Raw genomic sequence first — 20,269 nt, 5'->3', positions numbered from 1 at the left:
GACCCGGTCTGCGGGAGGGGCGTGAAGGCCTCCCGCCGCCGTCGTCGCGGGGTCCCGGACCACCGTGAGGCCGACGTCACAGATCGGTCGAGTTCAAGGTCACAGCCTGGGGCTCTGCTGCGGCCGGACCTCTCTGCCCTAGCATCCGGGCATGACAGTCCTGCCCAACGACGGGCTCTCGCTGGCCGCCGAGTTCCCCTCCACGTCCCATGAGCAGTGGCAGCGCCTGGTGGAAGGCGTTCTGCGCAAGGCGGGCAAGGAGGTCTCCGCCGCGACAGCCGAGGACGCGCTGTCCACCGCGCTGGAGGACGGGCTCACCACCCGGCCCCTCTACACGGCGCACGACGAGTCCCCCGACCCCGGCTTCCCCGGCTTCGCCCCCTTCGTACGCGGCGGACGCCCCGAGGGGAACACGGTCGGAGGCTGGGACGTACGGCAGCAGCACACGACCCTCGTCGGCGACTCGGTCCTCGCGGATCTGGAGAACGGTGTCTCCTCGCTCTGGCTGATGGTCGGCCCGGACGCGATCCCGGTGTCGTCGCTCGCCCGGGCCCTCGACGGCGTGTATCTGGACCTGGCCCCCGTCGTCCTCGACGCCGGACGTGAAGTCGAGCCCGCTGCACGGGAGTTGCTGCGGCTGTACGAGGAGCGGGGCGTCGCCGGGGAGGCGGCGCGCGGCAACCTCGGTGGCGACCCGCTGGGCCACGAGGCCCGTACGGGTGAGGAGTTGGCCTTCGCACCGGTCGTCGAGCTGGCGCGGCTGTGCGCCGAGGAGTACCCGGGGCTGCGCGCGCTGACCGTGGACGCGCTGCCGTACCACGAGGCGGGCGGCTCGGCGGCTCAGGAGCTGGGCGCGTCCCTGGCGACCGGGGTCGCCTACCTGCGGAAGCTGACCGAGGCGGGGCTGTCCGTCGAACAGGCCTGTGCGCAGCTGGAGTTCCGGTACGCGGCCACCGCCGACCAGTTCCTGACGATCGCCAAGCTGCGCGCGGCCCGGCGGCTGTGGGCCCGGGTCGCCGAGGTGTCCGGGGCGCCGACGGCCGGGGCGCAGGTGCAGCACGCCGTGACCTCGCCGGTGATGATGTCGCGCCGCGACCCGTGGGTGAACATGCTCCGCACGACGGTCGCCACCCTGGCAGCAGGGGTCGGCGGCGCCGACTCGGTCACCGTCCTCCCCTTCGACCACGCGCTGGGCCTGCCGGACGCGTTCGCGCGCCGTATCGCCCGCAACACGTCGACGATCCTGGTCGAGGAGTCCCATCTGGCGCGGGTGATCGACCCGGCGGGCGGCTCCTGGTACGTGGAGCGGCTCACCGACGAACTCGCCCACGCGGGCTGGGAGTTCTTCCAGTGGATCGAGGGTTCGGGCGGTCAGGCCGCCGCCCTGCGTTCCGGGCGCCTCGGTGAGGCGCTGGCCGCCACCTGGGCGGCCCGTTCCGCCAAGCTGGCCAAGCGGCGCGAGCCCATCACCGGGGTCAGCGAGTTCCCGAACCTCGCCGAGCGCCTCCCGGACCGCGAGCCCGCGCCCGAGCCGTCGTCCGGAGGGCTTCCCCGGGTACGGCGCGACGAGGCGTACGAGGCTCTGCGCGCCCGCTCCGACGCCCACCTCGCCGCCACCGGGTCCCGGCCGCGCGTCTATCTGGCGACCATCGGTCCGGCCGCCGCCCACAGTGCGCGGACGACCTTCGTCTCGAACCTCTTCCAGGCCGGCGGTATCGAGCCCGTCACGGCGGGCACGTTCGAGGAGAGCGGTGCCACCGAGGTGTGCATCTGCTCCAGTGACACGCTGTACGAGGAGCAGGCGGCCACCGTGGCCGCGGAACTCAAGGCGTCCGGCGCCTCTCATGTGTTCCTCGCCGGCCGTCCCGGGCAGTACACGGACGTCGACGCGTACGTCTTCGCGGGCTGCGACGCCGTCGCCGTGCTCTCCGCCACCCTCGACCGCATGGGAGCGATCTGATGGGAATCCCCGACTTCTCCAAGATCGAACTGGGGACCCCGGCCGCCCAGGCCGACGCCGGCGACTGGCGTACGGCTGTCAAGGGAGCCACCGGCTCGGACAGCACCTTCTGGGAGACCCCGGAGGGCATCGCCGTCAAACCGCTGTACACCGGCCGCGACCTGGAGGGCCTGGACTTCCTGTCCACGTACCCGGGTGCCGCGCCGTATCTGCGGGGCCCCTACTCGACGATGTACGTCAACCAGCCCTGGACGATCCGCCAGTACGCGGGTTTCTCCACCGCCGAGGAGTCGAACGCCTTCTACCGCCGCAACCTCGCGGCCGGCCAGAAGGGCCTGTCCATCGCCTTCGACCTGCCCACGCACCGGGGTTACGACAGCGACCACCCGCGCGTGACCGGTGACGTCGGTATGGCGGGCGTGGCGATCGACTCGATCTACGACATGCGGCAGCTCTTCGACGGCATCCCGCTCGACAAGATGACCGTGTCGATGACGATGAACGGCGCGGTGCTGCCCGTGCTCGCGCTGTACATCGTGGCGGCGGAGGAACAGGGCGTGCCGCCCGAGAAGCTGGCCGGGACCATCCAGAACGACATCCTCAAGGAGTTCATGGTCCGCAACACCTACATCTATCCGCCGAAGCCGTCGATGCGGATCATCTCCGACATCTTCGCGTACACCTCGCAGCGGATGCCCCGCTACAACTCCATCTCGATCTCCGGCTATCACATCCAGGAGGCGGGTGCGACGGCCGATCTGGAGCTGGCGTACACGCTCGCCGACGGGGTCGAGTACATCCGGGCGGGCCGTGAAGTGGGCCTGGACGTCGACGCGTTCGCGCCCCGGCTCTCGTTCTTCTGGGCGATCGGCATGAACTTCTTCATGGAGATCGCCAAGCTGCGCGCGGCGCGCCTGCTGTGGGCGAAGCTGGTGCGGCAGTTCGACCCGCAGAACGCCAAGTCCCTCTCCCTGCGCACCCATTCGCAGACCTCCGGCTGGTCGCTGACCGCGCAGGACGTGTTCAACAACGTGACGCGTACGGCCGTGGAGGCGATGGCCGCGACGCAGGGCCACACCCAGTCGCTGCACACCAACGCCCTGGACGAGGCGCTCGCGCTGCCCACCGACTTCTCGGCGCGTATCGCCCGCAACACCCAGCTGCTGATCCAGCAGGAGTCGGGTACGACCCGGGTGATCGACCCGTGGGGCGGCAGCGCGTACGTGGAGAGGCTGACGTACGACCTCGCGCGCCGCGCCTGGCAGCACATCGAGGAGGTCGAGGCGGCGGGCGGTATGGCCAAGGCCATCGACGCGGGCATCCCCAAGCTGCGCATCGAGGAGGCCGCGGCCCGCACCCAGGCCCGGATCGACTCCGGGCGCCAGCCGGTGATCGGCGTCAACAAGTACCGCGTGGAGACCGACGAGCAGATCGACGTCCTGAAGGTCGACAACTCCTCCGTACGCACCCAGCAGATCGAGAAGCTGCGGCGGCTGCGCGCGGAGCGCGACGAGCGGGCCTGCCAGGACGCGCTGGACGCACTGACCCGCGCGGCCGGCGGTACGGGCAACCTGCTGGAGCTGGCGGTGAACGCCGCCCGCGCGAAGGCGACGGTCGGGGAGATCTCCGACGCGCTGGAGAAGGTGTACGGGCGGCACGCGGGCCAGATCCGTACGATCGCCGGGGTGTACCGCAACGAAGCAGGCGAGTCCCCGTCCGTCGACCGCACCCGCACCCTGGTGGACGCCTTCGAGGAGGCCGAGGGGCGCCGGCCGCGCATCCTGGTCGCCAAGATGGGCCAGGACGGCCACGACCGAGGCCAGAAGGTGATCGCCACCGCCTTCGCCGACCTCGGCTTCGACGTCGACGTCGGCCCCCTGTTCCAGACCCCCGGCGAGGTCGCCCGGCAGGCGGTGGAGGCGGACGTCCACATCGTCGGGGTGTCCTCGCTGGCCGCCGGGCACCTCACCCTCGTACCGGCGCTGCGCGAGGAGCTGGCGGCCGAGGGACGGGAGGACATCATGATCGTCGTCGGCGGGGTGATCCCGCCGCAGGACGTGCCGACCCTGCTGGAGATGGGCGCGGCTGCCGTGTTCCCGCCCGGGACGGTGATCCCGGACGCGGCGTACGACCTCGTCCAGCGGCTCTCGGCCGACCTCGGGCACGGCCTGTGATCGATCTCGACGCGTACGTCAAGGGCGTGGTCGACGGGAAGCGGGCCATGGTGGCCCGGGCGATCACGCTCGTCGAGTCGACCCGGCCCCAGCACCGGGCGCTGGCACAGGAGTTGCTGACCGCGCTGCTCCCGCACAGCGGCCGGGCCCGGCGGATCGGGGTCAGCGGGGTGCCGGGGGTCGGCAAGTCGACGTTCATCGACGCGTTCGGCACGATGCTGACGGGGCTGGGACACCGGGTGGCGGTGCTCGCCGTGGACCCGTCCTCCAGCCGTACGGGCGGCTCGATCCTGGGCGACAAGACCCGGATGGAACGGCTGGCCGTCGACCCGGCCGCCTTCATCCGGCCCTCCCCCACCGCCGGCACGCTGGGCGGAGTCGCGAAGGCGACGCGTGAGTCGATCGTGGTGATGGAGGCGGCGGGCTACGACGTGGTGCTGGTGGAGACGGTCGGCGTCGGCCAGTCCGAGACGGCCGTCGCCAACATGGTCGACTCGTTCCTGCTGCTGACGCTGGCGCGCACCGGCGACCAGTTGCAGGGCATCAAGAAAGGCGTCCTGGAGCTGGCGGACGTCATCGCCGTCAACAAGGCGGACGGCCCGCACGAGCGCGACGCCCAGGCCGCCGCACGGGAGTTGGCGGGCGCCCTGCGGCTGATGCACGGCAGGGACGTGGCCTGGACACCGCCCGTGCTGACGTGCAGCGCGCGCGAGTCGACCGGCCTGGACACCGTCTGGGACCGCCTCGAACAACACCGGACCCTGCTCGACTCGGCCGGCCGCCTCACCGCCAAACGCCGTGACCAGCAGGTCGACTGGACCTGGGCGATGGTCCGCGACGACCTGCTGGGCCGGCTGCACGCCGACGAGGCCGTACGTGCGCTCACGCCGGGCCTCGAACAGCAGGTACGGGACGGCGAGTTGACGGCCACTCTCGCCGCCGAGCGCATCCTCAGGGCATTCGGCGCCGGAGGCCACTGACCGTGGAAAGGGAATGAGGAATTCCTGAGACCGCTGCCCTGCCCGGCCGCCGCATGGTTGATGATGGGCGGGTCATGACCATGCTCCGTACGCCGACGACGTGCTCCGCGCCACTGCCCGTGTTCCGGGCAGCGGTGTTCGCCGTCGTCGGCACGGTGCTCGGGGTCAGCGCGCATCATCTCGGCGCCGGGGAGCCGGCCCCGTGGCGGTCCGGCGTGGTGGCGGCGGTGCTGCTGTTCGCCGTGGGACTGGCCGGTACCCGGCGCCCGCGTTCACTCGCCGCGGTGGTGGCGACCAGCGCGACGGCGCAGACGGGACTGCACGTGTGGCTGACGGCCGTTCACACACGTCCGTGGGGAGCCACCTCCGCGGCCATGCCCATGGCCGCGGACACGCATCCTGCGATGTCCGCCCATGGGACCTGGCCCGGGCGGCTCCACGACTCGGCGGCGATGACCGCCCTCCACGCCGTGGCCGCCGTACTCGTCGCCGTGCTGCTGCACCGCGCGGACGCGGCCTGCTGGTCGCTGGCGCGTGGTCTGACCGGGGTCGTCGACGCGGTGCGGGCGCGGATCGCCACCGTGCGGGCACTGCTCGACGGCCTGCCGGTGCCGTCCGGGCGCGGATCGCGGGCACGCCGCCCGCGCCGGACGGAGCCGCCGCCCCTCGGGACCGGACTCCTCAGGAACGTGGTCGTACGGCGGGGTCCGCCGCCGGCGTGGTCCGCCCACGCCCACTGACCCTGCCGGAACGACCGGACGCAGATCGGCCGTTCCGTGCCACCGCACGCCCGGAAAGACCCGGAGACACCCATGTTCACTGCCCCCGTCCAGCACGGCACCGCGCGACGCCTGGCCCTCGCGGCCGCCGCTGCCGGCACCCTCGTCCTCCTCACCGCCGGGCCGGCCGCCGCCCACGTGGAGGTCGAGTCCGACAAGGCTCAGGCGCTCGCGGAGAACGTCGAGATCTCCTTCGACGCCGAGGCGGAGTCCGACACCGCGGGGATCGCCGCGGTCCGGGTGATCCTGCCCGCGGGCATCGCGCCCGGTGACGTGACCTACGGCGAAGGCCCCAAGGGCTGGAAGTTCACCGCCGCCGACGACGGCTACACGATCAAGGGCCCGGCCCTGAAGGCCGGTGTGAACGCCGAGTACTCCGTCGTCGTACGGCAGCTCCCCGATGTGAAGGAGCTCGCCTTCAAGTCGCTGCAGACCTACAGCGACGGCAAGATCGACCGCTGGATCGAACTCGACGAGAGCAGCGAGCAGCCCGCGCCGGTGCTCAAGCTGAAGGCCGCAGCACCGGGTGCGAAGCCGGTCGATCCGTCGCCGAGCGCTACGGCGTCCGAGTCGCCGTCCGCATCCCCTTCCGAGTCTCCGTCCGCTTCTCCGTCCGTGTCGTCCACGTCCACGGTCGAGGCCACGGAGGCGACGAGCGACGACGGCGGGATGTCCGCGGGGGCCTGGATCGGCATCGGGGCGGCTGTGGTCGTGGCGGCGGGTGCGGCGTTCTACGTAGTACGACGCCGGAGCGCGACCCAGGAGTGACAGGCACCGTCAGCCCGTCCGGCGTTTGAGGACGAGCGCGTTCAGCGCGACGAGGGAGGCCGGGGGCATCGCCCCCAGGGACGGGACGGGTAGGGGCGGCGGGGGCGAGACAGACCCGCCGCCCCTCAGTCGTGCGGCGCGCTGCCGCTGACTCGGTGGTCGGCGTGGCTCAGCGCCTCCATCACCAGGCGGCGCAGATGCCCGTCCCGCAGGCTGTAGTGGACGTACCGGCCCTCGCGCCGTGTCTCCACCAGCCCCGCGAGCCGCAGCTTCGCCAGATGCTGGCTGACCGCCGTCCGTGACGCCTCGCACCGCTCGGTCAGCGAGCCGACGTCCGACTCCCCCTGCGCGAGCAGCCACAGCAGATGGAGCCGCGTCGCGTCGGACAGCAGCGCGAACACCTCGGTCGCCTCCGCGAGACGCGCGCTGTCCGGGGCACGCAGGTGCGCGTCGGCCGCAGTTGGCAGGGTCTCGCGAGCTGGCATGCCCTCAGCGTAGAGGCAGAACGGGCCCGTCGAGAGGGTCGGCGTACCGATTCCCGCATCAACATGTGCACGAGTGCGCACCTATGGCTAGAGTGGAGTCGGACCGCGCCCGCTCCCCGACCGGCCAAGGGACCGCCGCATGCTCTCCGTACTCCGCAACCGCACCTACCGCCGCCTCTTCACCGCCCAGGTGGTCGCCCTGACCGGCACCGGCCTCGCGACGGTCGCCCTCGCGCTGCTCGCGTACGACCTCGCGGGCGCGGACGCCGGTTCCGTCCTGGGTACCGCACTCGCGGTCAAGATGGTGGCGTACGTGGTGATCGCCCCGGCCGTCGGCGCGGTCGCCGACCGGCTGCCGCGCCGCGCACTGCTGGTCACGGCGGACCTCACCCGGGCCGGGGTCGCGCTGTCGCTGCCGTTCGTGGACCAGGTCTGGCAGGTGTACGTCCTGATCTTCCTGCTCCAGTCGGCGTCGGCCGCGTTCACACCCACCTTCCAGGCCGTCATACCGGACGTCCTGCCGGCCGAGCGCGACTACACGCGGGCGCTGTCCCTGTCCCGGCTCGCCTACGACCTGGAGAGCCTGTTCAGCCCGGCCCTCGCCGCCGCCCTGCTGTCACTGATCACCTACAACCGGCTGTTCCTGGGCACGGTGGCGGGATTCCTGGCCTCGGCCGCCCTGGTCGCCTCCACCGCACTGCCCGCACCCGCACCCACCACCACCCCGCGGACCGGCGGTGTCGGCGTGAAGCGGGCCGCGGGCGTCCGTCTCTTCCTGGCCGTCCCGCAGCTGCGCGCCCTGCTCGCCCTCGATCTGGCGGTGGCCGCGGCGGGCGCCATGGTCACCGTCAACACCGTGGTCTACGTCCGTGATCAGCTCGGCCGGAGCGCGGGTGACGTACCGCTGGCGCTCGGCGCGTTCGGTGCGGGCTCGATGATCGTGGCGCTGCTCCTGCCCCGGTTGCTCGACCGGGTCCCGGACCGTGCCGTGATGCTGCCCGGCGCCCTGCTGCTCACCGCCGTCTTCGTCGCTCTCGGCGCCATCACCTCGGCGGGCGGCGGCAGTTGGCGCTGGCCCGCGCTGCTGGCGGCCTGGGCGGCGTTCGGCGCGGCCTGCTCGGCGGTGCTCACTCCGACGGGGCGGCTGATCCGCCGGGCGGCGCCCGCCGAGGCGCGCACCTCGGCATTCGCGGCCCAGTTCTCCCTCTCGCACAGTTGCTGGCTGCTCACGTATCCGCTGGCCGGATGGCTCGGCGTCGCGGCCGGACTCCGGTCCGCGGTACTCGTCCTGGGCGCCGTCGCCCTGGCCGCCGCGCTGCTCGCCGTACGGCTGTGGCCCGCGCGGGAAGCGACGCCGGTCGAGCACGAGCACGCCGGTCTCCCCGTCGGGCACCCGCATCTGGCCGACGCCCGACGGGTTCGCGGCGGCTGGCGGCACAGCCATCACCCGCTCCTCGACAGCCTGCACGCCCACGGCTGACGGCCTGCCACCCGCCCGCCGGGACCGCCCGGTCCGGGATGCCGGCCATGAGCGACCCCGGTTTCGGTCAGGCGTCAGGCGTCGACCAGTCCGGGAAGGTGCTCGGCGAGATGCATGGCGTGCAGCCGTGCGAACTCGTCGTGCGTGCAGCGTCCGTACGCGGGGTGGGGGGCGTGCGGGCCCGTGTGGGCGGCGAACAGGGCCACCGCGTCCGCGAGGCCTGCCGCCGCCTCCGCCGCCGGCAGGGCCGGGTCCAGTGCCGGGGCTCCGTCGATCTCCGCGCCGAGCGAGTGCTTCGTCGCTCCACGGCGCAGGAAGATCCGCTTGGCCAGGGCGCCGGCCGTGGCCCGGAACAGGGCGGGCTTGAGTATGGGGTATCCGGTGACGGAGTAGCGGACGGTCTGGGCACAGTGCTGCAGCGTCTGCGAGAGGTTCCAGGGGCCGCCCGGAGCCAGCAGGTCGGGGGCGGGGCGGCCGCGGTCCGAGTGCAGACGCTCGGTGAGCTCGGTGAGGGTGGATGAGGTCATGGCGCGAGCGTATCCCGGTGCGAAACCATTTCGTTTCGCACCGATTCGCCCCCGTGTGCGCCGCCTCGTCAGCCTGAGGACGCCAGCCACGGCAGCGGGTCCGCGTAGTAGCCGTCGTAGATCACCTCGAAGTGCAGGTGCGGCCCGGTGGACAGCCCGGTGGAGCCGACCCGCCCGATCACGTCACCGGCGGACACGGCCTGCCCGGCGGTGACGCCGAGCGCGGACAGATGGCTGTACGTCGTCTCCAGGCGCTTGCCCTCGATCGTTCCGTGGTCGATGACGACGCGGTTGCCGTACGCCTTGGTCATCGCCGCGAAGACCACCTGACCCTGGCGGGCCGCGCGCACCTCGGCGCCCTGGGGCGCGCCGAAGTCCACGCCGGTGTGGAGTTTGGTCACGCCGGTGAGCGGGTGCTGACGCGATCCGAAGGGTGAGGTGACGACGAGGGTGCTCACCGGTGCGGCCAGGATCGCGCTCGCGGGTCCACCCCCGGTCGGGGGCTCCCGGTCGAACGCCTCGTAGCGCGGGAGCAGTCCTTTCACCTCGGCGAGGTAGGCCCGCGCCCCGGCGGGCACGCGTCCCGCCGCGGTGACCTCGTGGATGCCCACGGCGTACGCGGCGAGGGTGAGGTCCACCAGTTCGCCGTTGACGGTGCCCTCGGTCCTGAGGTCCGTGATCTTCCGTGCGAGGGAGCAGTCCTGGCGGCCGAGCGCCATGATGGCGTCGGCCTCGTCGCGCGGCGAGGAGGTTCCGTTGCCGTCGTCGTCCCTGCCCCAGGTCCGCCACTGCGCGGCCGTGAACCCGGCGATGCCCTGTTCGCCCGAGAGCTCCCCGGTGTCGTCGCGCCAGCCGGTGAGCTGGTCGATCTGGGCGGCGAGCACGGACGGCGCGACGACCGAGCAGGTGGCGGCCTTGCGCAGCCACGGCCCGTAGGTCTCGTTGACGCCGCCCCCGGCACTCTGCTGCGGGTCCGTGTCCGAGGGGCCGTCCCCGGGCAGACCGCCCGTCAGGGCCAGGAAACCGGCGACCGCGGAAAGGGTCACCAGACAGGGCAGCACCATCAGGGTGAAGAAACCCGGACCGCGTCTGCGGGGGCGCTCCACGGGCTGTTCCCGCTGCGGAGGGTCTGCGGGATCCCCGGGTGTCCCGGTCTGCCGTACGGCGGTCTGTGTCTCGTGCGGTGGTGTCCCGACGGCGTTGTCGTCGCTCACTCAACCGGCCGTTGCGGGGAGTTCCTCGTACTCACGTGCGGACGTTAGCGCCGCGTCGACCGCTCGTCAGCGGACCCGGGGGCAGAACCAGAGGCAGAAGTGGGTGCCGCCGGGGCAGGCCCGCCGGGTACGGCGTTCCCTCAGCAACAGCTCGCGTCCGCGCCGCCCGTCCCGACGTCCAGTCGGCAGAAGCAGGACGCCTCGATCGGGACGTCCGCCAGGGCGAGGGCGATCTTCAGCTGCTGGGCCACGATCCGCGCCTCCCCGTCCCTGCCCAGCCGGACCAGGCACTCGTGGAAGCCGTGCAGGGCCCAGACGTTGCCGGGGTGCTGCACCGCGCGCGGCAGTGTCTCGTCGAGGCCGAGGTCTGCCCGGTAGACGGCTTCCGCCTCGGTGACGCGTCCCTGTTCGAGGAGCAGGGCACCGTAGGCGTGCCGGGTGGGCTGCATCCAGCCCCAGGGCTCGTCGTAGGGAAGGTTGTCGTCGAGTTCGATCGAGCGCTCCAGGGCGGCGAAGGCGGCCTCGTGGTTGCCCTTGCGGTACTCCAGTTCGCCGTCGAGCATCGCCGACGCGACGGCGAGGATGTCGGGGCAGGTGTTGTTGAACAGCATCCGGGTCTCCGGGATCCGGGTGAGCGCCGAGCGGAACAGTTCGCGCTCCGCCTCGGCCTCGGCGATCCGGCCGGTGGCGGAGAGGGCGACCCCTCGGGCGTACCGGAGCATGGCCGTGGTCACGCAGTACAGCGACGGGTCGGCGGGGAGCGGCAGTTCGAGGACGTCCGCCCAGCGGCCGAAGCGGATCAGCACATGGACCCGCATGGCGAGAAAGCCCTCCAGCCAGTCGGCCATGGGCGGGCTCTCCACGCGCAGGAGTTCCTCCGGGACGGCTGCCTCCAGCTGCGCGGCGGCCTCCAGCGCGGTCCTGGACTGCCCCAGGAACATCGCGCCGTAGATCCTGAAGTGGTGGTTGTGCGCCCGGTAGAGGGTGTAGAAGTTCATCGCGCCGGACCGCTCACGGAACTTCTCGTCGGCGGCGATCGCCGTGCCGTTGTCTGCCACCACCCGCCGGTAGTCGCCGCAGAGCACGTCCAGGTGGGTGGGCATGTGCTGCAGGTGGCCGGCGTCCGGGACCAGGCCGCGCAGCCGGTCCGCGGCGGGCAGGGCGGTCTCCGGGGCGGCGGACATCTCCATCAGGTGGATGTAGAGGTGCAGGAGGCCCGGGTGGCGCGAGCCGGCGTCGGTCGCGATCGCCCGCTCCAGGACGGACTTCGCGACGAGGGTGCGGGCACCCTCGGCCGGTTCACCCGTGCGTACATCCCACAGCTGCCACGGCGTCAGGTTCATCAGCGCGTCGGCGTACAGCGCGGCGATGTCCGGGTCGTCGGGGGCGAGTTCGTACACCGTCCGCATACCGGCGGCGTAGGGCTCGTTCCACACCGAGCAGTCCTCGACGGCCTCGGGCTGCGGGTAGCGGGCCCGCAGAGCGCCGATCAGGGCCTGCTCGACCGGCGTGGCACCGGCCGCCGTCCGCCGCGCGCGTTCGACGGCGGCGTGGGTACGGGCGACGGTCCGTGCGAGGTCCTCGCCGTCGAAGAACTCCCAGGGCTTGTTGTAGTTCGGGCCGAGGGCGTAGGCGATACCCCAGTGGGCCATGGCGCAGTCGGGGTCCGCCGCGGCGGCGGCCTCGAAACAGGCGACGGCCTCCTCGTGGTGGAAGCCGTACGTCCACACCAGGCCCCGGTCGAACCACTTCTGGGCCTCGGCCGAGGACGTCGTCACGGGCCGCCCGTGAGTGCCGAGGTCGTAGCCGTAGTCGTCCATCCGTCTCTCCCACCGCTCGGGGCCTGTCCGGCGAGACTAGAGGCCGCCGCCGGCGCCCGTCCGCAGCCGATTCCGCCGCCTGCCGCCCTGGGCGCGGGGAGCCCGGCCATAAGATCACTCTCGTAGGCGCGAACGATGTTGACGGCTCGGGTGGGTGTCAACGTCCGTGCGGGGCAAGGGAAGTGAACGAGAGGAAACGACGTGAGCGAGCAGGGCAGCACGTCAGAGGGTCAGAGCCGGCTGGACACCTCGGTGGCCCACAACGCGCGGGTGTGGAACTACTGGATCGGCGGCAAGGACAACTACGTCGTCGACCAGGCGGTCGGTGACCACATCGACGCCGTGTTCCCGCTGATCCGCAGCGTGGCCCGCGCGGACCGCGCCTTCCTCGGGCGGGCCGTGCGCTTCCTGGTCGCCGACCGGGGAGTCCGGCAGTTCCTGGACATCGGGACAGGGCTGCCGACGGTGGACAACACCCATGAGATCGCCCAGCGCATCGCGCCGGAGTCACGGATCGTGTACGTCGACAACGACCCGATCGTGCTCGCGCACGCCCGTACGCTGCTGACCGGCACGCGCGAAGGGGCCACCGACTACATCGACGCGGACATCCACCGCCCCGACACCATCGTCCAACGCGCCTCGCACACGCTCGACTTCGACCGGCCCGTCGCCGTCATGATGCTGGGCATCCTGAACTTCGTGCTCGACACGGGCCAGGCACAGGACATCGTGCGCCGGGTCATGGCAGCGGTGCCCTCGGGAAGCTTTCTGGTCCTCACCCATCCGACGACCGACCCGGACCTCCACGGTGAGGGCAACGTCGAGGCGATGAAGTTCTGGAACGAGAACGCCACCCCGCCGATCACCGCGCGCCCCCGTGCCGAGGTCACCGCTTTCTTCGAGGGCCTGGAGCTTCTCGAGCCGGGACTCGTCTCCTGTGCTCGGTGGCGCCCGGAGAGCGACTCCGCAGACACTCTTCCGCAATTCGGCGCCGTCGCTGTGAAGCCCTGACCGAAGCCCTGACTGAAGCCGCTGGCCGACAAGAAAGGGACAGCGATTCCACAGGCTCTTTTCGGACGCGCATTCAGAGGCCGTCGGCGATAATCGCCATATGAGTACGACAACGTCTGAACTACTGGCCGCGTCGAGCGATCTACTCAACGTAACGGCCGCATTTGTCGCGGGCCTCTTCATCGCCGGCGCACTGATCTGGGCCTTCTGGTTCGGCATGCGGGTACGGGACCGGGAATCCGCCCGGCCCCGCCCCGACGAGCAACCCACTCTCCCGCCTTCCGGGCCGGTCCACGAGGTCCGCGAGATGAGGGAGCCCGACGAGATGCCGCGCGCGGCACAGGAGCGGGAGCGGCTCATGCCGCACGAACTCCACCACGCGTCGACGAAACGGCGCGAGGACCAGCAGCGGGGGCGCTGGGATCCCGGGTCCAGCGGGTCCTTCGGCAGTGGCGGCCTGGGGCGCCACTGAGCCGTCCTCGGCCTTGGTCCGCGGCCCTCGACCGGGGGTCGCGGCCCGCGGAGGTCTGCCCGGACGCGGTTGCCTTCAACAGGAGGCAACCATTCACCCGTTCGATTCGTATAACTCCTTGGAGGCGGGGCACAGGGAACTGGACAGTTGTATTTCCGGAGCTCCCCCGTCCACTTGACCGACGTCGTCGCCGATCGAGGAGAAGCGATGCAGCTGTTCGTCCTGAACTACGCGCGCCCGGCTGACCAGTTGGAGGTGAGCACTCCGTACAGCTATGACTGCGCACTGCAGTTGAATGTGCTTCCGGGCGGGCGGATTGCCGCTCATGACCATGCCGTGATGCGCGAATTCGGATCCACCACATCAACTGCCGGTTCCAAGACGCACTTCGATGACTGACATGGGCCTGACGCGATGACGGTCCTGGTTCTGACGTCCGAACAGGATGTGACGGCGGATCTCGTGGTGGCCCGGCTGAACACCACCGGCATTCCCGTGGTCCGGCTCGATCCCGCCGACCTGCCCGGCGAGGTCGCCCTGTCCGGCGAGTACGCGCACGGCGCCTTTCGCGGGTATCTCTCCGTCGGCGGCAGGGTGGTGGGCATGGACGGAGTGCGGTCCGTCTGGGTGCGCAGGCCGGGGGTGCCGGGGGCGCGCGCCGCCGTGCCGTCCGGCTGGCTCACGGAGGAGGCCTCACAGGCCTTCTACGGCATGCTCCGGGGCACCGGCGCCCGCTGGATGAACCATCCCGACGCCGCCGCCCGGGCCCGCCACAAGCCCTGGCAGCTCCATCTCGCGCAGCGCAGCCGGCTCCCCGTACCGCCCACCCTGATCACCACGTTCCCGCAGGCCGCCCGGGACTTCGCGCGGCGCTTTCCCGACCTGGTCGTCAAGCCCGTCTCCGGTTCGCATCCGCAGGAGCCGCCCAGGGTGGTGCCGACGAGCCGGGTGGCGCCCGACGTCGACTTCGCCGCCGTCGCGTTCGGGCCGACCCTGCTGCAACGCCGGGTCGACAAGCGGGCGGACATCCGGCTGACGGTGGTCGGCGACCGTGTCCTCGCCGCCCGCAAGGCCGTCGCACCCGACGCACACCCCGACGACATCGATGTCCGGTTCGCGCCCTCGGCCGAACCGTGGCGGCCGACCGACGTGTCGCCGCGGCTCACCGAGGCCGTGCACCGGTATCTGCGGGAGGCCGAACTCGCCTACGGCGCCTTCGACTTCGCGGAGGACACCGACGGGATCTGGTGGTTCCTCGAATGCAACCAGTCGGGTCAGTTCGGCTTCGTCGAGATGGACACCGGCCAGCCGATATCCCGGTCCGTCGCCGACTGGCTGGCCGGGGAAAGCCCGCCGGACCCACCCCTGAGCACCCATGCCCCCCTGGGGGCCGCCCACTTCGACGGGGCGCGTTCGCTCCCCCTGCGGACCTTCGGAGCCGACGTTCTCACCGTCGCCGACGAACTCACCGACGCGTACGTCGAGGTCTTCACCGCCCCGCCCTGGGACGACAGGGACCCCGAGGAGACCCGGGCGAGGTTCCGCGAGCGGCTGGAGACGGACGCGCACCGCCCGGGCTTCCGCGCCGTCGTCTCCTTCGCGGACGGCGGCGGAATACAGGGGTTCGTCACGGGCTGGACCACCGAGGCCCCGTTCCGCACCGACCGCGCGTACGGCAGGGTGACCGAGCTGCTCGGCGCGGAGCGCGTCGACGAGCTGCTGGTGGGCGCCTTCGAGATCGACGAGCTGGGGGTGCGGGCCGACGCCCGAGGCACCGGACTGGGGCGTCGACTGCTGTCCGCGCTCACCGCGGCCGCACCGGGCGGCCGGGCCTGGCTGCTGACCTGGGACCAGGCGCACGACACGGTGGCGTTCTATCGTCGGACGGGCTGGCGGGAGCCGGAGCCCCTGCCCGGCACGGAGTCGGACGTCGTGGTGTTCCTGTCCCCCTGCCACTTTCCCCCGCCCTCGACCCCCTCGCCTCGCTCCCCCACCTCGCCCGCAGGCGGTTGCACCGCCCCGTCCGAGCTCAACTGTTAATGGGATCCATTTTCATGTAGCGTCCTGTCTCGCTTGCCGACCGAGGAGGATTCCCATGGCCGTTCCCAAACGGAAGATGTCCCGCAGCAACACCCGCCACCGCCGGGCCCAGTGGAAGGCGACCACGACTCAGCTGGTGCCGGTCACGGTCGACGGGGTCGCGCACATGGTGCCGCAGCGGCTGGTCAAGGCGTACGAGCGGGGGCTCATCCGGCCCTGACCCGCCCGCCCCGTCGACAGTCCCGGCCTGCGCCACGGCCCTCAGTTGTTCCAGCTCTCGTCGTACGGGTCGCGCGGGGTCGGGACCGGCTTGGCCTCGGCGATGTCGAAGAACGGGATGACGCCGTGGTTCACCGGGTCCCTGGTCAGCCGGCCGGTGTACGTGCCGGTGAGTTCGAGCCAGGTGTCCGGTTGCAGGACCGGGGGGATCCGGCCGGTCAGCCCGACCTTGACCGGCTGGGCGTCGGCCGCACAGCAGTTGAGCGCCATCCGCACGAGGTACGGGGTGCCCTTGCCGTCGAGCGCGACGAACCCGGTGATGGAGATCCTGCGGTCGCCGAGCGAGCGCCCGTGGTCGTAGGCCGCGCGTCCCGCATAGTCGACCAGACTGAGGCGTACGGGGTCACCGGAGGGCAGCGGCGGGTAGGCCAGCGGCGCCTGCAGGGCCGTCCCCGTGCGCAGGGCACTGTAGGAGCCCAGGGCGGGCGGGGCCACCAGGATCAGGGCGAACAGGGGCAGCACCAGCAGCCAGGAGACACGCGGTTCGCGGTGGACGTGCGCGTCGTCCTCCGGTGCGTGGCCCTCGGACACGTGGACCTCGGTGCCAACGTGGCCGGTTCTCGCGTGTTTCCGCTCGTACCAGACCGTCGCGAGCGCGGCCACCATCAGCACCGCGCCCGCGCCGACGACCATCGGCTGGAGCCCTGCCTTGACGTAGCGCAGGTAGAGGTCGGTGGTGCCGGCATGCACCATCGCCCCGCCGACCAGAAACAGGACGACCGCCTGTGCCTGCCGGTTCACAGAAGCACCGTCCCGACCAGGACCGCCGACGCCACGGCCACGACGAAGGTGGCCGGTGCGAAGCGGAGAGCGAAACCGCGGCCGAAGGTGCCCGTCTGCATGGCGAAGAGCTTGAGGTCGATCATCGGGCCGACCACGAGGAACGCCAGCCTGGCCGTCAGCGAGAACTGGGTCAGGGACGCGGCGACGAACGCGTCCGCCTCCGAGCAGATCGACAGCAGCACCGCGAGGACGGCGAGCGCGAGGACCGCCACCACGGGGTTGTCCGCGGCGAGGCTCAGCCAGCTCGCCGGCACCATGGCCTTCAGGGTGGCGGCGGCCATCGCGCCGACCACCAGGAAGCCGCCCGCGTGCATCACGTCGTGCCGTACGGAGCTCCAGAACGCGGCCCATTTGCCGAGGCCCTCGTCCAGGGGATGGGCCGGCGGGCGAAGCCAGTCGGTGCGGCCGAGCCGCTGCCAGAGCCAGCCCATCGCGCAGGCCGCGAGCAGACTCGCGGCGAACCGGGCGACGACCATCTCCGGCCGGCCGGGGAACGCGATGGCGGTCGCGGTCAGCACGATCGGGTTGATCGCCGGGGCGGACAGCAGGAACGCCAGCGCCGCCGACGGGGCGACACCCCGCCGCACCAGAGCGCCGGCCACCGGCACCGACGCGCACTCGCAGCCGGGCAGGATCGCTCCGGCCATCCCCGCGACCGGCACCGCGAGAGCGGGTCGGCTGGGCAGGGCCCGGACGAAGAACGACGGGGGTACGAACACCGCGAGCAGCGCCGACAGCAGCACGCCGAGGACGAGGAAGGGCAGTGCCTGTACGACGACGGCGACGAACACCGTCATCCAGCTCTGCATCACCGGCTCGGACACGACCCGGCGGATCGGTCCCTGCAGGGCGACCATCAGGATCAGCAGCATGGTCAGGACGAGCGGCGAGCTGAACTGCCAGCCCTGCGGCTCGCCCTTCACCCTGCCCTGCGCCTCGTCCGGCGGGTCCTCCGTGTCGTGGTGGCCGGCCCCGGGCGGGGCCACTTTGGTGATGCTCACGGGTGAGGTACCTCCGGGCGTGGCTGTGCTGCGTGCGTTCCCTACCACTTCAGTACGCCCGGACGGGCAGGGTTGCTCATTTTGCGAGATCGGGGAACGGGCTAAGTTGGCGCGTATGCAGTCCTACACCATTGGTCAGGCCGCCCGTCTGCTGGGCGTGAGCCCCGACACCGCGAGGCGGTGGGCGGACGCGGGCCGGGTGAAGACCCACCGCGACGAGGGTGGGCGGCGGCTGATCGACGGACGTGATCTGGCCGCCTTCTCGATCGAGCTGGCCAACTCCGGCCCGGGCACCGGATCCGGCGAGGACGAGCCGTCGTACACCTCGGCCCGTAACGCCTTCGCCGGCATCGTCACGGCCGTCAAACTCGGTGATGTCGCCGCGCAGGTCGAGATCCAGGCGGGTCCGCACCGGCTGGTGTCGCTGCTGACCCGGGAGGCCGTGGAGGAACTGGGCCTGGAAGTCGGGGTGGAGGCGACGGCCCGGGTGAAGTCGACGAGCGTGCACATCGACCGGACATGAGCCGGGTGCACGGCCGGTGACGCACGACCGGCGGCGCGCGGGATGGCCGGAATTAACCGGTGGCTGTCTCTGCGCGGCCCTGGCTACGGTCGCGGGATGGTGGAGACATTCGGCACGTGCACAGACCGGTTCGCCCCCGTGCGCGCGGCGTTGGCCGCCTCGCTCGACGACAAGGACGTGGGCGCGTCCGTCGCGGTGTACCTCGACGGTGAACCGGTGGCCGACCTGTGGGGCGGCCACCTCGACGAGGCCCGTACCGTGCCGTGGGAGCGCGACACGATCACCAACACGTGGTCCACGACGAAGACGATGACGGCCCTGTGCGCCCTGGTCCTCGCCGACCGGGGCGAACTCGACCTGGACGCGCCGGTGGCCCACTACTGGCCCGAGTTCGCCGCGCACGGCAAGGACGACGTCCGGGTGCGGCACCTGCTGGGTCACACGGCCGGCCTGCCCACCTGGGACGTTCCGATGACGGTCGAGGACCTCTACGACTGGCCGGCCGCCACCGCCCGTCTCGCCGCCCAGACCCCGGCGTGGAAGCCCGGAGCCGAGGGCGGCTACCACGCCGTCACCTTCGGGCATCTCGTCGGCGAGGTGATCCACCGGGTCTCCGGCCGTACCCCGGGTGTCTTCTTCGCCGAGGAGATCGCCGGGCCGCTGGACGCCGACTTCCACATCGGGCTGCCCGCCGAGCACGACCACCGCGTCGCGCCGGTGATCGCGCCGCCCGAGCGTGTGCTCGACCCGGAGGCGGCCCTGCCGCGCGACCGCCCGGGCAACCCGCCCATCCCGCCCGCCACCGCCAACACCGAGGCGTGGCGGCGCGCCGAGATCCCCGCCGGGAACGGCCACGGCAACGCCCGGTCGGTCGCCGCCGTCCAGTCGGTCCTGTCCTGCGGCGGCACCGCACGAGGTGTACGGCTGCTGTCGGAGGCGGGCTGTGAACGCGTGCTGGAGGAGCAGTTCGCCGGGACGGACTCGGTCCTCGGCGTGCCCATGCGCTGGGGCCTGGGGTACGGCCTGCACAACGGCCAGCTCCCCAACCCGCGTACGTGTTTCTGGGGCGGCTGGGGCGGTTCGATTGTCCTGGTCGACATGGACGCGCGCCTGACGGTGGCCTATGTCATGAACCGCATGATCGACGCGGGCGCCCTCGGCGACGACCGGGCCTTCCTGATGCTGGCGGCGGCCTACGAAGGGCTGTCCGGGTGAGAGACTCGCCCCCGTGGAACAGCCCCTCGTCTCCCCCGCGCCCACCTTCGCCGGCCTCGTCGGCCGGGCCCGGGCGCTGGTCCGGGACGACCGGCGGGCCGTCCTCGGTATCGCCGGGAGTCCCGGCTCGGGCAAGACGACGCTCGCCGAGCGGCTCGTCCAGGCACTGAACGGCGATGGCTCGCCCTGGGTCGCCCATGTGCCGATGGACGGGTTCCATCTCGCCGACGTCGAGCTGGAGCGGCTCGGTCTGCGGGACCGCAAGGGCGCGCCCGACACGTTCGACGCGGCGGGATACGCGGCGCTGCTGCGCCGGCTGCGTGCGGACGGGCCGGGGGCGAGCGACGGCGAGATCGTCTACGCGCCGGGGTTCGAGCGGGTGCTGGAGCAGCCGGTCGCGGGTGCGATCCCGGTGTTCGCGTCGGCGCGGCTTGTCGTCACCGAGGGCAACTACCTGCTCCTGGCGGAGGGTTCGTGGGCGCGGGTGCGTGCCCAGCTGGACGAGGTGTGGTTCTGCGAGCTGGACGAGGACGAGCGGGTCCGCCGGCTCGTCGCCCGGCACGAGGAGTTCGGCAAGGACCACGACTCGGCGCTGGCGTGGGCCCGGGGTACGGACCAGCGCAACGCCGATCTGGTGGCCGCGACCCGGGACCGGGCGGATCTGGTGGTGCCGGGGTCGCTGCGGTACGCGACCGCCGGGTGATACGAGGCCGAGCGGTGCGCGGGTGAACCGCTCGGCCTCGTACGTTCTGCTT

Annotated in this window: 20 protein-coding genes and 1 pseudogene; 15 read left to right on the top strand and 6 right to left on the bottom strand. The window is 71.9% G+C overall.

Going from position 1 to position 20,269, the window contains the following annotated elements:
- The first annotated feature begins 151 nt into the window (after window positions 1-151).
- The 5 genes from OG241_RS48350 (at window position 152) to OG241_RS48330 (ending at window position 6,661) form a co-directional block, all read left to right on the top strand.
- Window positions 152-1,960, top strand: a complete 1,809-nt coding sequence (locus OG241_RS48350; protein WP_405825345.1) for a methylmalonyl-CoA mutase family protein — start codon at window positions 152-154, stop codon at window positions 1,958-1,960.
- The gene (gene scpA / locus OG241_RS48345; protein ID WP_405825343.1) at window positions 1,960-4,134 is read left to right on the top strand and encodes a methylmalonyl-CoA mutase; all 2,175 of its coding nucleotides are present in this window, start codon (window positions 1,960-1,962) and stop codon (window positions 4,132-4,134) included. Before OG241_RS48350 ends, scpA begins: the two co-directional genes overlap by 1 nt.
- Complete coding sequence (gene meaB / locus OG241_RS48340; protein WP_405825341.1) at window positions 4,131-5,114, top strand: methylmalonyl Co-A mutase-associated GTPase MeaB; 984 nt, start codon at window positions 4,131-4,133, stop codon at window positions 5,112-5,114. Before scpA ends, meaB begins: the two co-directional genes overlap by 4 nt.
- 74 nt (window positions 5,115-5,188) lie before the next feature.
- The gene (locus OG241_RS48335) at window positions 5,189-5,854 is read left to right on the top strand and encodes a hypothetical protein (RefSeq protein ID WP_405825339.1); all 666 of its coding nucleotides are present in this window, start codon (window positions 5,189-5,191) and stop codon (window positions 5,852-5,854) included.
- 72 nt (window positions 5,855-5,926) lie between these two features.
- Window positions 5,927-6,661, top strand: coding sequence for a DUF1775 domain-containing protein (locus tag OG241_RS48330; protein WP_405825337.1), 735 nt, complete (start codon window positions 5,927-5,929; stop codon window positions 6,659-6,661).
- A 125-nt stretch (window positions 6,662-6,786) separates the two neighbouring features.
- Here the strand turns inward: OG241_RS48330 and OG241_RS48325 are convergent, their stop codons facing one another.
- A complete protein-coding gene (locus tag OG241_RS48325; RefSeq protein WP_405825335.1) occupies window positions 6,787-7,146 on the bottom strand; it encodes an ArsR/SmtB family transcription factor in 360 nt (119 codons plus the stop codon).
- A 139-nt stretch (window positions 7,147-7,285) separates the two neighbouring features.
- On the opposite strand from OG241_RS48325, the gene OG241_RS48320 reads away from it, so the two are divergent.
- Complete coding sequence (locus OG241_RS48320) at window positions 7,286-8,626, top strand: MFS transporter (protein ID WP_405825331.1); 1,341 nt, start codon at window positions 7,286-7,288, stop codon at window positions 8,624-8,626.
- A gap of 74 nt (window positions 8,627-8,700) precedes the next feature.
- On the opposite strand, the gene OG241_RS48315 is transcribed toward OG241_RS48320, so the two are convergent.
- From OG241_RS48315 to OG241_RS48305, 3 genes are all read right to left on the bottom strand, one after another.
- Window positions 8,701-9,153 (bottom strand): DUF1569 domain-containing protein, encoded by a 453-nt coding sequence (locus tag OG241_RS48315; protein ID WP_405825329.1) that lies wholly within the window; start codon window positions 9,151-9,153, stop codon window positions 8,701-8,703.
- Between the two features lie 68 nt (window positions 9,154-9,221).
- A complete protein-coding gene (locus OG241_RS48310) occupies window positions 9,222-10,367 on the bottom strand; it encodes a M23 family metallopeptidase (RefSeq protein WP_405825328.1) in 1,146 nt (381 codons plus the stop codon).
- A gap of 140 nt (window positions 10,368-10,507) precedes the next feature.
- The gene (locus tag OG241_RS48305) at window positions 10,508-12,187 is read right to left on the bottom strand and encodes a tetratricopeptide repeat protein (protein WP_405825326.1); all 1,680 of its coding nucleotides are present in this window, start codon (window positions 12,185-12,187) and stop codon (window positions 10,508-10,510) included.
- 201 nt (window positions 12,188-12,388) lie between these two features.
- Here OG241_RS48305 and OG241_RS48300 point away from each other — a divergent pair, with 201 nt between their 5' ends.
- The 6 genes and pseudogenes from OG241_RS48300 (at window position 12,389) to rpmF (ending at window position 15,933) form a co-directional block, all read left to right on the top strand.
- Window positions 12,389-13,201 (top strand): SAM-dependent methyltransferase, encoded by an 813-nt coding sequence (locus OG241_RS48300; RefSeq protein ID WP_405825324.1) that lies wholly within the window; start codon window positions 12,389-12,391, stop codon window positions 13,199-13,201.
- A gap of 100 nt (window positions 13,202-13,301) precedes the next feature.
- A complete protein-coding gene (locus OG241_RS48295; protein ID WP_405825322.1) occupies window positions 13,302-13,673 on the top strand; it encodes a DUF6479 family protein in 372 nt (123 codons plus the stop codon).
- 207 nt (window positions 13,674-13,880) lie between these two features.
- Complete coding sequence (gene tgmA / locus OG241_RS48290) at window positions 13,881-14,072, top strand: putative ATP-grasp-modified RiPP (protein WP_006378039.1); 192 nt, start codon at window positions 13,881-13,883, stop codon at window positions 14,070-14,072.
- Window positions 14,073-14,087: 15 nt separating this feature from the next.
- Window positions 14,088-15,026: pseudogene (gene tgmB / locus OG241_RS48285) on the top strand (ATP-grasp ribosomal peptide maturase); the annotation flags it as partial.
- Window positions 15,009-15,713 (top strand): GNAT family N-acetyltransferase, encoded by a 705-nt coding sequence (locus OG241_RS48280; RefSeq protein WP_405826847.1) that lies wholly within the window; start codon window positions 15,009-15,011, stop codon window positions 15,711-15,713. The pseudogene tgmB and the gene OG241_RS48280, both read left to right, overlap by 18 nt.
- A gap of 55 nt (window positions 15,714-15,768) precedes the next feature.
- Window positions 15,769-15,933 carry a 50S ribosomal protein L32 gene (gene rpmF, locus OG241_RS48275; RefSeq protein WP_360811741.1) on the top strand — a complete coding sequence of 55 codons (165 nt, stop codon included), beginning with the start codon at window positions 15,769-15,771 and terminating at the stop codon, window positions 15,931-15,933.
- A 41-nt stretch (window positions 15,934-15,974) separates the two neighbouring features.
- Here rpmF and OG241_RS48270 read toward each other — a convergent pair whose 3' ends face one another.
- Window positions 15,975-16,733 (bottom strand): TIGR03943 family putative permease subunit, encoded by a 759-nt coding sequence (locus tag OG241_RS48270; RefSeq protein ID WP_405825319.1) that lies wholly within the window; start codon window positions 16,731-16,733, stop codon window positions 15,975-15,977.
- Window positions 16,730-17,776 carry a permease gene (locus OG241_RS48265; protein WP_405825317.1) on the bottom strand — a complete coding sequence of 349 codons (1,047 nt, stop codon included), beginning with the start codon at window positions 17,774-17,776 and terminating at the stop codon, window positions 16,730-16,732. Before OG241_RS48265 ends, OG241_RS48270 begins: the two co-directional genes overlap by 4 nt.
- 115 nt (window positions 17,777-17,891) lie before the next feature.
- On the opposite strand from OG241_RS48265, the gene OG241_RS48260 reads away from it, so the two are divergent.
- The 3 genes from OG241_RS48260 to OG241_RS48250 all read left to right on the top strand — a co-directional run bounded on the left by OG241_RS48260 (window position 17,892) and on the right by OG241_RS48250 (window position 20,217).
- Complete coding sequence (locus OG241_RS48260; RefSeq protein ID WP_405825315.1) at window positions 17,892-18,299, top strand: molybdopterin-binding protein; 408 nt, start codon at window positions 17,892-17,894, stop codon at window positions 18,297-18,299.
- Window positions 18,300-18,395: 96 nt separating this feature from the next.
- Window positions 18,396-19,514, top strand: coding sequence for a serine hydrolase domain-containing protein (locus OG241_RS48255; protein ID WP_405825313.1), 1,119 nt, complete (start codon window positions 18,396-18,398; stop codon window positions 19,512-19,514).
- A 13-nt stretch (window positions 19,515-19,527) separates the two neighbouring features.
- Window positions 19,528-20,217 (top strand): nucleoside/nucleotide kinase family protein, encoded by a 690-nt coding sequence (locus tag OG241_RS48250; protein ID WP_405825311.1) that lies wholly within the window; start codon window positions 19,528-19,530, stop codon window positions 20,215-20,217.
- Window positions 20,218-20,269: the final 52 nt, after the last annotated feature.

Origin of the sequence: Streptomyces sp. NBC_01390 (genome assembly GCF_045040105.1) — a bacterium.
Lineage (GTDB): Bacteria > Actinomycetota > Actinomycetes > Streptomycetales > Streptomycetaceae > Streptomyces.
Note: the sequence above shows the minus strand (reverse complement) of the source record. Positions and strands in the feature narration are given on the sequence as shown.